The following is a 12,992-nucleotide window of genomic DNA, read 5'->3' as shown; positions in this document are numbered from 1 at the left end:
GTACCTCGTACGGCCCGCGCCCCGCGCGCCCCGGCGTGCGCGCCTCCAGGATGGGAACATGGCGAACCCCTCCCGGCTGCGCGCCGCCGCCCTGACGACCGCTGCCCTGGTGCTCTCGGCCCTGCTGGCCGGGTGCGGCCACGGCAGTGAGCACGGCGACCTCTCGGCGCAGAAGCTGGACTGGAAGGACTGCCCGGCTCCGTCCGAGGCCGAGGGCGGCGGCAGTGCCCCGTCCCCGCTGCCGAACGGCGGCACATGGCAGTGCGCCACCATGAAGGCGCCCCTGGACTGGAGCAAACCGAAGGGTGACACCATCGGCATCGCCCTGATCCGCGCCAGGGCCAGCGGCCCCGCGAGCGAGCGGATCGGCTCGCTGGTGTTCAACTTCGGCGGGCCGGGCGGCAGCGGCGTCAGCTCGCTGCCCGCGTTCGCCTCGGACTACGCCGCCCTGCGCACCCGCTACGACCTGGTCAGCTTCGACCCGCGCGGGGTCGGCCGCAGCGCGCCGGTGAAGTGCGAGAGCGACTCCCAGCTGGACACGTACTTCCAGCAGGACGCGACCCCCGACGACAGCGCCGAACGCACCCAACTCCTGGACCGCACCAAGCAGTTCAACGCCGCCTGCGAGAAGAACTCCAAGAAGATCCTGCCGCACGTGGCGACCACCGACGCGGCCCGCGACATGGATCTGATGCGCCAGGTCCTCGGCGACGACAAGCTGCACTACTTCGGCATCTCCTACGGCACCGAACTCGGTGGTGTGTACGCCCACCTGTTCCCCAGGAACGTCGGCCGGGCCGTGCTCGACGCCGTCGTCGACCCCACGCAGAACCCCGAACAGAGCGCGCTCGGACAGGCCCAGGGCTTCCAGCTGGCGCTGAACAACTTCGCCGAGGACTGCGCCTCGAAGACCACGGGTTGTCCCATCGGCAACAGTGCGCAGGACGTGAAGAACCGCATCGCGAAGCTGCTGGACGACCTGGAGAAGAAGCCGATCCCCGGCATCGCGCCGCGCGTGCTCACCCAGACCGCCGCGACGAACGGCATCGCGCAGTCCCTGTACTCCAAGGACTTCTGGGAGTACCTCACCGAGGGCCTCGAGCAGGCGTACGCGGGTGACGGGAGGGTCCTCATGCTGCTGTCCGACTCGATGAACGGCCGCAGCGAGGACGGCCAGTACAGCAACATCACCGCGGCGAACGTCGCCATCAGCTGTGCCGACGAGAAGCCGCGGTACACCGCCGACTACGTCCAGCAGAAGCTGCCCGAGTTCCGCGCCGCCTCCCCGCTGTTCGGGGACTACCTGGCCTGGGGCATGCTCAGCTGCACCGACTGGCCCGTGGCGGGTGCCGCCGACCATCCCGACGTCAGCGCGCCCGGCTCGGCACCCATCCTCGTCGTCGGCAACACCGGCGACCCGGCCACCCCGTACGAGGGCGCGAGGAAGATGGCGGACGCGCTCGGCAAGGGCGTCGCCGTCGAGCTGACGTACAAGGGGCAGGGGCACGGTGCGTACGACAGCAAGAACAGGTGCGTGCAGAGCGCGGTGAACGGCTATCTGCTGGACGGGCGGGAGCCGAAGGCCGGCACGGTCTGCTCCTGAGCCGCCCCGCCGTCCGAAACACCCCACACCCCCGAAGAAAGCGCTGGTCAGAGCGTTATCCACAGGCCGCAGCGGGAACAGACCTTCACGTGCTCGGATGTCAGAGAGTCGCCTTTCTTTCAATCCGTGAGCGCTTGGGGGGCGCTGCGGAAAAGATATTCTCTCCTGTCTTTAGTGCAGGGATAACAGGGGCCTGCAGATTCACCCTCCTCTATGACCAAGCAGCAGTGCACGGCGCTCGTAGCGCCCCACCCTCCACGGCTGGACCGACATCACCGACTCGTGGCGGATGGGATCGCCGGCTACCCGAACAGCAGACGCAGTCGCTTGGATGCCCCAGTCCCCAAGTCGAGTTGACCGCCAGCCCAAGGACGGTCAGCCGCTGGCCCGGTTGAGTGTCTAACTGCGTGACAACGCCGACGGACAACGGCAGACAGCACGGACGCCAGGGGACCATCAACGCAGGTGAGAGATGACCTAGCCCAAGGCCCAGGCCTCATCCGAGTTACTTCGGGACGAAGAGGTCAGTGCCGCCCACTGTGCGGACCGTTGGATCGAGCGGCGGTGTTGCAACAGGTAGGTTGGCCGTGGCCGAGCAGAACACAGTGGCTGGCTTGGGGGACTCCGTGGACGAGGACGAAATCAGGCATGCGGTTGCGCGAGGGATGCAGGACTACGAGAAGTCCCGCCCGAAGCCCAAGGGGATCGTCGCGGAGGCGGAGAGCGCCATAGGCGGTTGCGTAGCGATGTTCTTCGTGGCCTTGGTGATTCTGGGCATCGTCGCTGCCTGCAGCAGGTGACGCACCTTCCGGCACGCACCACCGGCGCGATTTCTGGGCCGTCCCTGGGCCGTGCGAGGCCGACCAACGCCAACCAACAACGACAGAAGCCCACGGCATCTGAGCAGTTCAGAGCCGTGGGCTGCGTCAGTCTCGCTGGTCGACGAGGCCGATGATCAGTAGACCGGCTTGTGCGGTTCGATCTGGTTGACCCAGCCGATGACGCCGCCGCCGACGTGGACGGCGTCGGCGAAGCCCGCGGACTTCAGGACGGCCAGGACTTCCGCACTGCGGACACCCGTCTTGCAGTGCAGGACGATCTTCTTGTCCTGCGGGAGACCCTCCAGGGCGGTTCCCATGAGGAACTCGTTCTTCGGGATCAGCCTGGCGCCCGGGATGGAGACGATCTCGTACTCGTTCGGCTCGCGGACGTCGATGATCTCGATGTTCTCGCCGTCGTCGATCCACTCCTTGAGCTGCTTGGGAGTGATCGTGGAGTCGGCGGCCGCCGCCTGGGCCTCCTCGGACACGACGCCGCAGAAGGCCTCGTAGTCGATGAGCTCGGTGACGGTCGGGTTCTCGCCGCAGACCGCGCAGTTCGGGTCCTTGCGGACCTTGACCTGGCGGTACGTCATCTCCAGGGCGTCGTAGATCATCAGGCGGCCGACGAGCGGCTCGCCGATGCCCGCGAGGAGCTTGATGGCCTCGTTGACCTGGATGGAGCCGATGGACGCGCAGAGCACGCCCAGGACGCCGCCCTCGGCGCAGGAGGGGACCATGCCGGGGGGCGGGGGCTCCGGGTACAGGCAGCGGTAGCAGGGGCCGTGCTCGGACCAGAAGACGGAGGCCTGGCCGTCGAAGCGGTAGATCGAACCCCACACGTACGGCTTGTTCAGCAGCACGCAGGCGTCGTTGACCAGGTAGCGCGTCGCGAAGTTGTCCGTGCCGTCGACGATCAGGTCGTACTGGCTGAAGATGTCCATCACGTTGTCGGCCTCGAGCCGCTCCTCGTGAAGGATCACGTTCACGTACGGGTTGATGCCCTTGACGGTGTCGCGGGCGGACTCGGCCTTGGAGCGGCCGATGTCGGACTGGCTGTGGATGATCTGGCGCTGCAGGTTCGACTCGTCGACCTCGTCGAACTCCACGATGCCGAGGGTGCCCACGCCCGCGGCGGCCAGGTACATCAGCGCCGGCGAGCCCAGGCCGCCGGCGCCCACACAGAGCACCTTGGCGTTCTTCAGCCGCTTCTGCCCGTCCATGCCCACGTCGGGGATGATCAGGTGGCGGGAGTACCTGCGGACCTCGTCTACGGTGAGCTCAGAGGCTGGCTCAACCAGGGGTGGCAGCGACACGGGGACTCCGTTGGTCGGTCAATCACTACGGTTGTTCTCCTCGTAACACTGCCACGGCCTTCTTCATTCCGAGACACCTGTTCCGATACGCGAGACGATTTCGTCCCAGTAGCCGGGCATGGTCTCCCAGGGGTCGGCGCGGCCTCCGCGGTCCGTGCGGTCGGTGAAGTAGATCGTGGCCGCTCCCTGCCAGCGGGCGATGCGCAGCGCTTCCTCCAGATGGCCGCGGGGCACGCCGTGCACGAAGTGGCAGAAGCGGTCCGGCGGGTAGTCGGCGGTCCACTCGGCCACCTGCGACCAGCGGTAGTCGGACCAGGGCCCGGAGAAGGTCACCAGTTGATCGGCGTTCTCCGCGTACCCCGGGTGCGGATGGGTGCCGTGGCCGAGGACGATGTGGGCGGTGTCACTGATCGTCCGGAGCGTGGTGACCGCGCGGCGGACCTCGGGCAGCGCGGTGCGGTCGGTGGGGCAGCGGTCCAGCAGGAAGCCGTCGACCCGGTACCAGTCGAGGTAGCGGTGGGCGTCGGAGAGCAGGTCGGCGAAGGCGCGATCGCCATGGGTGAGGTCCAGGTGGCCGAGGACCCGGACGCCGGCGCCCCGCAACCGGCCCGCGGTCTCCAGGCAGTGCGGGTCGGGGCGGGTGCCGGGGCCGCCCGCCACGTTGAGGACCACCCAGTCCAGCGGGGTGCCGGGGCGGGCGAGCTCGGCCCACTGGGCGGGGGCGACGAGCGGGTGGGCGTAGCCGGGGACGCCGATGGCGGTGCGCAGGCCGGTGCTCGTGGCGCCTGCTGTGGTGCTGGTCAGATGCGGCATGCCGCCTCCATCCAGATGTCGGCCAGGGATTCTTCGAGGTTGATGCGGGGCCGCCAGCCGAGCCGGTCGCGCGCGGTGCGCACGTCGGCCTGCTGCCAGCTGCCGCAGCCGTCCGGGTACGGGTATGCCACCGGGGCCGCGTGGTCGGAGTCGGCGCGGGGGTGGCCGATGGCGCTGCGCAACGGGCCGGGCGGGGCGTCGAGTTCGTGCAGGGCGCCGCCGTATCCGGCGACCCGGGCGAGGACGGCCGCGGCGTCGCGGAGGCGGACGGCGCGGCCGGAGCCGATGTTGATGACGCCCTGTGCGGCGGAGAGCGAGGCGGCGTGCACGGCGCGGGCGACGTCGCGTACGTCGACGAAGTCGCGTTGTACGCCGAGGCCGCCGAGCTTGAGCTCGCCGTCGCCGGACTGCATCGCGCGCCGCATCGCCTCGGCGAGCCGGCCCAGCGGGGAGCCGGCCGGGGTGCCGGGGCCGGCCGGGGAGAAGACCCGCAGCACGACGGCGTCCAGTCCGGAGCCGAGGACCAGCTCGGTCGCGGCGAGCTTGCTGACGCCGTACGGGCCGCCGGGGCGCGGTACGGCGTCCTCGGCGGTGGAGGAGCCGGGCTGGCTAGGCCCGTACTCGGCGCTGCACCCGATCTGCACCAGACGGGCGCCGCAGCCGCTGCGGCGCAGGGCCTCGCAGACGGTGGCGACGGCCACGGTGTTGTGCCGGGTCAGTTCGCGCGCGCCGCCGCGGATGGCGCCGGCGCAGTTGACGACGACCCCCGGGTGCACCGCGTCCAGGAAGCGGGTGAGTGCGCCGGGGCTGCCCGCGGCGAGGTCGAAGCGGACGTCGGCGTCGTCGCCGCGGCCGAGCGCGGTGAGCTGGACGGCCGGATCGGCCAGCAGGCGGTCGGCGACGAAGCGGCCGATGTATCCGTTGGCTCCGATCAGCAGGACCCTCATCGGGCGGCTCCCCGGGTGTGGGCGTCGGCGTGACCAGCGGGGCCGGCATGACGGGCGGCACGGATATGACCGGTGGTGCCCATGCGACCGGCCCGGCCGACGGGTGCCGTGGGCCGGAAGGGTGCGGTGGGAGCGCCCGGGCTCGCGGTGCCGGCGCATCCGGTGGTTCCCCGGACTCCGGCGCCGGCGGTTCCGGCGGCTTGTGCGCCCGCGGCTGCGGCTCCTGCGGGCGCGCCGGCGGCTCCGGGAGCCCCGGGCGCTCCGGGTCGGGAGGTGGTCATCTGGCGTTCTCCTTCAAAAGGGGCGGTGCGGTCGCCTCCGGCTGCGGTTCGGGCCGGCGGCGGACGATTCAGTCGGGGGCTCCCGTGGGCGCGTGTGCCGAGGCCCGGGTGAGCGTGCGGCCGGCGTGGAACAGCAGGGCCAGCGCGGCCGTTCCGCAGGCGAGGGCCGGGACGGCGGCCTCGCCCCAGGCGTCCAGGAGGGTCCGTACAGGTGTCGCCAGGGCGCCACAGGCCGGCAGCCTCCCGGCCGGCGGCAGGGCGAGGGCCACCGCCTCCAGGGCCGCCGCGGCGCCGAGCGCCATGGCGGGGGCGTGCCGGTGGCCGTGCACGGTGAGCAGGCGGGCGAGCAGCAGCAGGGCGCCCAGGGCGAGGGTCTGCGGGTAGGCCACCGGTTCGTGCAGGACGGTGCCGCACACCAGGAGCAGAGCGGTGAGCGCGCCCAGGAAGAGGGCGAACGTGCCGAACAGCAACGGCTCGGCGGCCGCCTTGAAGTCCTCCAGACCGCGGCTTCCGGCGAGCCTGCGGCGGGCGCCCGCGCGGAGCAGGTGGGCGCACCAGGCCGCCGGGGCACAGGTCAGGGTGAGGGCCAGGACGGGGGCGACGGCCGTGGGCCAGGGGCCGTCCGGGGCGCCGGTCGGCAGGGCGTCGGGGCCACCGGTCACGAGGGCGTGGAGGAGACCGTCGCCGAGGAGGGCGTAGCCGAGCAGCCACAGCGTCGACGCGCGCGTGCCGATCGCCGTGCGCCACGCGTGCGTGCCGGGCGGGCCGGCGAGGGGGCCGCGACGCAGTGCGGCTCGCGTGGCGAGGGCTACGGCGAGCAGGCCGACGGCGGCGGCCAGTGGGCGGGGGTGTCCGTGGGCCAGGCGCAGTCCGGCCACGGTGGCCGCGCCGAGGGCGCCGGGCAGGAGGGTGAGCAGGATCCAGTCCGCGCGCAGACGGTGTACGGGCAGGGGCTCGGAGCCGGGGCCCTGTTCGCCGGTGCGCGGCACGCGCGCGTACAGCTCCTCGGCGAGCGAGAAGACGTCGCGGTGGCGGAAGCGGGCGGCGGTCCGGTCGGTGACGCCGTGCGCCTCCAGCCCGGCGGCGATCTCCAAGGGGTCCACGGCGCGCTCGCACAGCTCACGGTGCCGGTGCAGCAGGGCCTTCACGGGGTCGGCGGCGCCACGCCGGGGCCCGGCGGCACGCCGCACGCCCGAATCCCTGGTGCCGGACCTTGAGTTGTCCGCCGGCGGGTCGTCCGATTCCGCCTCGGTGACGACGCCCGCGGCGAGCGCGCCGGGACGCCCCGGTCTCCCACCCGGCTCCGGGCCACCGGCGGGCCCACGCGCACCGGAGACGGATGCGGACGACGCCGACGGGGTCCCGCCGTACAGGGCGTCCGCGCCGCCCCGCACCGGCTCGAACCACTCCTGCGGCCGCGAGCCCCAGGGCTCGGCCGCACTGGGCATCCCGGGCCGGTCCGGCCCACCCGGCACACTCGCCACCCGACCGCCGTCATCGAAGGCCCCCGGCACAACAGCCGTCCCGGAGTCCGCCACCCCGTCGGACGCACCGTTGCCCGGCGCACCCGGCGCCCCGATGGCCGGGGCCGCCTGACCCAGCCCGTCCGGTGCCCCGGAGCCCAGCGGGCCGAGGTCTCCCCGTGCGCCCGGTTCGCCCAGCTCGTCCACCGCCCCGGTGCGGTCCTCGGCCGTGCGGTCGTCCCGTGTGTCCATCACGCCCCCTCCGCGGCGGCCAGTCGTGTCGCGCGTACCGGTGGGGCCGTGGCCCAGCCGGGGACGGTCCGGGGCAGGACGCGGGCCGTGGGGCGGGTCCAGCGGCCGGGGACGTGGGACTCGGCGGGGGTGGCGAACGGCAGGGGCTCGCCGGACTCGTCGAGGACGACCCGGCGGACCGGGCAGTGCGAGACGATCTGCAGGTAAATGCCGTGAAACGCCGCGATGTTCTGCTCGACGGTGAACAGTTCGAGCGCGCGGGCGCGCGCGGCGGCGCCGAGGCGCTCACGGCGCTCGGGGTCGCGCAGCAGCGCCACGCACGCCTCGGCGAGCGCCCGCGGATTGCGCGGGGGCACGACGAGTCCCGTGCCCCCGATGACCTCCACCACCGCGCCGACGTCGGTGGACACCGTGGCCCGGCCACAGAACATGGCCTCGATCAGACCGACCGGGAAGCCCTCGATCACGCTGGACAGCACGACGACCGCACCGGCGGCGTACACCTCGGGCAGCGTGGGGGCCTCCGGGTCTCCGATCTCCTCGAAGGAGACGGGGTTGTCGCCGACGGCGTGCACACCCTCCGCCTCGTCCGGGAAGAGCTGCGCGGCGAGCGCCCGGCAGTGGCCGAGGTAGGCCGCGCCCTCGGGTCCGGCGGGCGCGCCGACGATCCTGAGGCGTGCGGTGGGCTCCTCCCTGCGGACCTCGGCGAAGGCGTGCAGCAGCGAGATCAGGTCCTTGGCGGGTTCGACGCGCCCGACCCAGACCAGCGTGCCGGGGTCGGCGCGGTCCGGGGCCTCGCCGACCTCCGCGAAGCGGGTGGCGTCCATGCCCGGGTAGACCGTGCGGATCCGGGCCCGGTCGGCACCGCACCGTTCCTGCCAGCGGCGGGCGTGGGCGTTGCCGGGGGTGAGGACCTCGGCGCGCCGGTAGACCTCGGCGGCGAACCGGCCGTGGAAGGCGGCGAGCAGGGCGCGTACGGCGGGGGCCGCGGTGTCGGGACCGAGGGCCAGGTAGTGCGAACGCAGTTGCACGCCGTACTCGGTGACGAGCAGCGGCACGTCGGAGAAGTGCCGGGCGAGCAGCCCGGGGAGGGCGGCGGGGCCTCCGGCGGCGGCGTGGCAGAGGTCGGCCGCGCCGAGGCCGTCGTCGCCGTACCAGTCGAGGGAGAGGGGGCGCAGGGCGCGTTCGAGGTGTGCGGTGACGGTGAGCAGATCGGGTACGCGCGCCTCGCGCGCCGCACGTAGTGCGCCGGGGGCGCGGCAGGCGCGTTCGAGGGTGCGCACGGCGGCGTCCGAGCGCAGGGCGCCGACCAGTCCGCCCTCCTCGCGGGCGAGCTCGGCGAGTCCGTAGAGCGCATTGCCGAAACGGTCCGCCAGTGAGTCCGGCCCGCCCTCGGTCCCGGCGGCGTCGGCTCCGGCGCACATCGCCGCGACCAGTTCGCCGTAGCACTCGGTGAAGCGCCGGCGCGCGCGCCGTCCGTAGGCGACCCCGTCGTCCTCGGCCGTCCACAGCGGCGCGGTACGCACCCGGCCGACCTGGGGCGGGAGTGCGACCCAGCCGTCGTCCTCCTGGCGGCGGCTGCGGCTGAGCGCGTAGACGTCGAACTCGTGCTGGTCGAGCCCGCGCACGAGCCGGTCGCACCAGAGTCCGGCGTCACCGCTCACATACGGGTAGCCACCTTCCGTAAGCAGTCCGATGCGCACGTGTGCACCCCCGATCTCCTGTCCGGTGAGCCGCCGTTCCCCCGGCGGCGCGCAGCGGGACGAACGTAAGCGGACAAGGCGGTGGCGCGACGGACGGTTGTCCATCGCGCCACCAAAAGGGGTGAACGGTCGTAACTTTCGCGTGCGGGCCGCGTTCGGCCGCGCTAAGGCTTCACACGGCGATCGGCCAAGCGCGAAACGTTACGCCGCGGCCGGTTCGCGCCGCGCCAGGCGCCGCCGGGCCGCCAGCTCCGGGTCGAGCGCCGGTACGGCGGCCAGGAGTTGCCGGGTGTACGGCTCGCGAGGGCTGTCGTACACCTCGTCGGCGGGCCCGTACTCGACCACCCGGCCCCGGCGCATCACCGCGACCCGGTCGCTGACCTGCCGTACGACGGCGAGGTCGTGGGCGATGAAGACCAGCGCGAGGCCGAGTTCCCGCTGCAGTTCCCCGAGCAGCTCGACCACCTGGGCCTGGGTGGTGACGTCGAGCGCGGAGACCGGCTCGTCGCACACGATGACGCGCGGGTCGGCGGCGAGCGCCCGGGCGATGCCGATGCGCTGGCGCTGGCCGCCGCTGAACTCGTGCGGGTAGCGGTCGTAGTGCGCCCTTTCGAGCCCCACGCGCTCCAGCAGTTCCGTCACGCGCCCCTGGATGCGCTCCTCGTCCCGTTCCCCACGCGCGCGGAGCGGATCGGCGATGGACTCGCCCACGCTGCGGCGAGGGTTGAGGGAGGAGACGGGGTCCTGGAAGACCATCTGGACGGCCGGGTTCACCCCGGTGTGCGGGCGGCCCGCGTAGCGGATCGCTCCGGCGGTCGGCTCCAGCAGCCCGACGAGCATGCGGCCGAGGGTCGTCTTGCCGCTGCCGCTCTCGCCGACCACGCCGAGCGTCTCGCCGCGGCGGACGGTGAGCGAGACGTCGTCCACGGCCGCGAACGTCCGCTTGCCGCGCCCGAACTCGCGCCGCACGCCGACGGCCTCCAGCACGACCTCGTGGGAGGCCCGGGAGGCGGTGCGGCGGGTGTCCACGCGCGGGACGGCGTCGAGGAGTTCCCGGGTGTACGGCTCGGCGGGCGCCGCGAGGACCGTGGCGACCGGGCCGTGCTCGACGGCCCTGCCGTGCCGCATGACGAGGATGTCGTCCACGCTCTCGGCGGCGACGCCCACGTCGTGGGTGACGAGCAGCAGCCCCATGCCGGTCTCCTCGCGCAGCGTGTGCAGCAGGTCGAGGATCTGGGCCTGGACGGTGACATCGAGAGCGGTGGTCGGCTCGTCGGCGATCAGCAGGTCCGGCTCGCAGGCGAGGGCCATGGCGATGAGGGCACGCTGGCGCATGCCGCCGCTGAACTCGTGCGGACGGGACCGGGACCGCCGTGCCGCGTCCGCGATTCCCACCCGCTCCAGCACCTGCACGGCACGCGCGCGTGCGCTGCGGCGCGACACGCGCGCGTGCACGCGATGGACCTCGGCGATCTGGTCGCCGATCGCGTAGTACGGGTCCAGCGAGGACAGCGGGTCCTGGAAGACCATGGCGGCCTTCGCCCCGCGCAGCCGCCGCAACTCCTCGTCCGCGGCGGCCTGTACGTCCGTACCGGCCACCCGCACCGAGCCGGTGACCCGGGCCCCCGTGCCCCGGTGCAGGCCCAGCAGGGCGCCCGCGACCGTCGACTTGCCGGAGCCGGACTCGCCGACCAGGGCCAGCGCGGCGCCCTCGGCCAGGCTGAAGGAGAGGCCGTCCACGGCCCGCAGCGGGCCGAACTCGACGGTCAGGTCCGTGACTTCCACCAGGCTCATGCGAGCACCACCCGTCGGTCGGCCACCGCGTACAGGACGTCCGCGACGGCGTTGGCGAGGACCACGAAGAAGCCGATGACCAGCACCATGCCGACGACCACGGGCAGGTCGACGACATTGACCGCGTGCACCAGCTCCTGGCCGATGCCGGGCAGTCCGAAGAGGGTCTCGGTGAGGACGGCACCGCCGACGGCGGAGCCGACGTTGTTGGCGTTCAGCGCGATCACGGGCGCGAGGGCGCCGCGCAGGGCGTGCCGGCCGACGATGGAACGCTCCGCGACGCCGTACGCCCGGAAGGTGCGGATGTGGTCCTCGGCGAGGGTCTCCAGCATGGCCGCGCGGGTGAGGCGGGCGAAGGCCGCGGCCTCGATCAGGGCGAGCGAGAGCCAGGGCAGCAGCAGGTTCCAGGCCCATTGCTCGGGGTCGTCCGAGAAGTTCACGTACTGCGGGAAGGGCAGCAGCCGCAGTTCGCCGCAGACGACGATCATCAGGACCAGGCCGATGACGAAGACGGGCGTGGCCGTGCCCGCGAGGGTGATCGCGGTCAGCACGCGCTCGGAGATCCGGCCGCGTCGCCACGCGGACAGCACACCGGTGCCGACGCCGAGGACGAGCCACACCACCATGGCGCCGAGGACCAGCGACAGGCTGACGGGCAGCTTGGTCAGGATGATGTCCAGGACCGGCTGGTCGGTCTGGTACGACTGCCCCAGGCAGGGCGCGGCGCAGTGCTCGACGGCGGTGCCCGTGGAGAAGTCCTGGCCGACGAACAGGCCCTGCAGGAAGTGCCAGTAGCGCAGGTAGAGGGGGTCGCCCAGCTTCAGCTGCTCGGCGACCTGGTGCACCTGTACCGGTGAGCAGCGCGGGCCGCAGGTGATCTGGGCGACGTTGCCGGGGGTGACGTAGAAGACGACGTAGACGATCACCGAGATGGCGAGCAGGGTGACCGCCACGCCCACGGCGCGGCGCAGCAGGAAGCCGCCGAAGCCGTTCATGGGGTTGCCTCCTTGTCGGTCTTGGCGCCCTTGGCGTCCGTGGCGCTCTGGGCGGCCGCGGCGCCCTTCGAGTCCTTGCGGCCGGTGCCGACGCGCAGGCGGGAGGCGGCGCGCGGGTCGAGGGCGGTGCGTACGCCGTCGCCGAGGACGGTGAGGGCGAGGACGGTGACGAACAGGGCGCCGGCCGGCAGCAGCAGGTACTGGGGCGCGGCCTGGTACCAGACGTCCGCTGCGGTCAGCATCTGTCCCCAGGACGGGGTGGGCGGCTTCACGCCGACGCCGAGGAAGGACAGCGCCGCCTCGACGGAGATGTTCGTGGGCACCAGCAGGGCGGCGTAGGTGATGACGGGCGCGGCGAGGCCGGGCAGCAGTTCGCGGCGGGCGACGCGCCAGGCGCCCCAGCCGCTCAGCCGGGCGGCGGAGACGTAGTCGAGCCCCTTCAGGGAGAGCGTCTGGGCGCGCACGATCTTCGCGAGGGTGCCCCAGGCGATCAGGCCGATGACCAGGGTGACCAGGACCGGCCGCGGGAAACTGGAGGGCACGACGGCCAGCAGCGCCAACGACATGATCATGAGCGGCATCGCCACGATGATGTCCGTGGCCCGGCTCAACAGTTGATCAACCCATCGGTTGCCGAGCGCGGCGCCGACACCGACCGCGACCCCGATGACGACCTGCACCACCGTGGCCGCGAGCGCGACACCCAGCGACACGCGCGCCCCGTACACCAGGCGGGCGAACAGGTCGCGGCCGGTCTGCGGTTCGACGCCCAGCCAGTGGTCGGCGCTGATGCCGCCGAGGGAGCCGATGGGCACGCCCCCGCGCGCGGAGTCGATCAGCGACGGGTGGTACGTGGTGGGGTCCTGGCCCTCCAGGGCGGTGAGCAGCGGGGCGCCGAGCGCGACCAGGACGAGCAGCGCGACGACGGCCGCGGCGACCAGGGCGGCGCGCTGCGCGCGCAGCCGCCGCCAGAACTGACGGGCCCCCGAGGCCCCCCGGGCGGGAGC

The 12,992-nt window shown here is 72.9% G+C and carries 10 protein-coding genes; 2 read left to right on the top strand and 8 right to left on the bottom strand.

What is annotated here, in order from left to right; genetic code table 11:
- Positions 1–58 precede the first annotated feature (58 nt).
- Positions 59–1,603 carry an alpha/beta hydrolase gene (locus ACWC2T_RS10750; RefSeq protein ID WP_450670028.1) on the top strand — a complete coding sequence of 515 codons (1,545 nt, stop codon included), beginning with the start codon at positions 59–61 and terminating at the stop codon, positions 1,601–1,603.
- A gap of 587 nt (positions 1,604–2,190) precedes the next feature.
- Positions 2,191–2,403, top strand: coding sequence for a hypothetical protein (locus tag ACWC2T_RS10745; protein WP_450670027.1), 213 nt, complete (start codon positions 2,191–2,193; stop codon positions 2,401–2,403).
- A 155-nt stretch (positions 2,404–2,558) separates the two neighbouring features.
- Here the strand turns inward: ACWC2T_RS10745 and moeZ are convergent, their stop codons facing one another.
- The 8 genes from moeZ to ACWC2T_RS10705 form a co-directional block, all read right to left on the bottom strand.
- On the bottom strand, positions 2,559–3,737 hold the full coding sequence (gene moeZ, locus ACWC2T_RS10740; RefSeq protein ID WP_365591107.1) for an adenylyltransferase/sulfurtransferase MoeZ: 1,179 nt from the start codon (positions 3,735–3,737) through the stop codon (positions 2,559–2,561).
- Positions 3,738–3,800: 63 nt separating this feature from the next.
- Positions 3,801–4,550, bottom strand: a complete 750-nt coding sequence (locus tag ACWC2T_RS10735) for a spherulation-specific family 4 protein (RefSeq protein ID WP_450670026.1) — start codon at positions 4,548–4,550, stop codon at positions 3,801–3,803.
- Positions 4,538–5,497: an NAD-dependent epimerase/dehydratase family protein gene (locus ACWC2T_RS10730; protein ID WP_450670025.1), complete on the bottom strand. Its 960-nt coding sequence runs from the start codon at positions 5,495–5,497 to the stop codon at positions 4,538–4,540. The genes ACWC2T_RS10735 and ACWC2T_RS10730 overlap by 13 nt, the downstream gene beginning before the upstream one ends.
- 349 nt (positions 5,498–5,846) lie before the next feature.
- Positions 5,847–7,226, bottom strand: a complete 1,380-nt coding sequence (locus ACWC2T_RS10725; protein ID WP_450670206.1) for a hypothetical protein — start codon at positions 7,224–7,226, stop codon at positions 5,847–5,849.
- A gap of 266 nt (positions 7,227–7,492) precedes the next feature.
- Positions 7,493–9,196 carry a DUF3492 domain-containing protein gene (locus tag ACWC2T_RS10720; RefSeq protein ID WP_450670024.1) on the bottom strand — a complete coding sequence of 568 codons (1,704 nt, stop codon included), beginning with the start codon at positions 9,194–9,196 and terminating at the stop codon, positions 7,493–7,495.
- Positions 9,197–9,397: 201 nt separating this feature from the next.
- Positions 9,398–10,990 carry a dipeptide ABC transporter ATP-binding protein gene (locus tag ACWC2T_RS10715; RefSeq protein WP_450670023.1) on the bottom strand — a complete coding sequence of 531 codons (1,593 nt, stop codon included), beginning with the start codon at positions 10,988–10,990 and terminating at the stop codon, positions 9,398–9,400.
- Positions 10,987–11,985, bottom strand: coding sequence for an ABC transporter permease (locus tag ACWC2T_RS10710; RefSeq protein ID WP_450670022.1), 999 nt, complete (start codon positions 11,983–11,985; stop codon positions 10,987–10,989). The genes ACWC2T_RS10715 and ACWC2T_RS10710 overlap by 4 nt, the downstream gene beginning before the upstream one ends.
- Positions 11,982–12,992 (bottom strand): ABC transporter permease (locus tag ACWC2T_RS10705; RefSeq protein WP_450670021.1); only part of this gene is annotated, 1,011 nt, incomplete at its 5' end. The genes ACWC2T_RS10705 and ACWC2T_RS10710, both read right to left, overlap by 4 nt.

The organism is Streptomyces sp. NPDC001393, assembly GCF_053597455.1.
Note: the sequence above shows the minus strand (reverse complement) of the source record. Positions and strands in the feature narration are given on the sequence as shown.

Coding starts and splice junctions, on each gene's coding strand:
- ACWC2T_RS10725 (WP_450670206.1), bottom strand. CDS start 7,226: ATGCCCAGTGCGGCCGAGCCCTGGGGCTCGCGGCCGCAGGAGTGGTTC.
- ACWC2T_RS10710 (WP_450670022.1), bottom strand. CDS start 11,985: ATGAACGGCTTCGGCGGCTTCCTGCTGCGCCGCGCCGTGGGCGTGGCG.
- ACWC2T_RS10750 (WP_450670028.1), top strand. CDS start 59: ATGGCGAACCCCTCCCGGCTGCGCGCCGCCGCCCTGACGACCGCTGCC.
- ACWC2T_RS10730 (WP_450670025.1), bottom strand. CDS start 5,497: ATGAGGGTCCTGCTGATCGGAGCCAACGGATACATCGGCCGCTTCGTC.
- ACWC2T_RS10715 (WP_450670023.1), bottom strand. CDS start 10,990: ATGAGCCTGGTGGAAGTCACGGACCTGACCGTCGAGTTCGGCCCGCTG.
- ACWC2T_RS10735 (WP_450670026.1), bottom strand. CDS start 4,550: ATGCCGCATCTGACCAGCACCACAGCAGGCGCCACGAGCACCGGCCTG.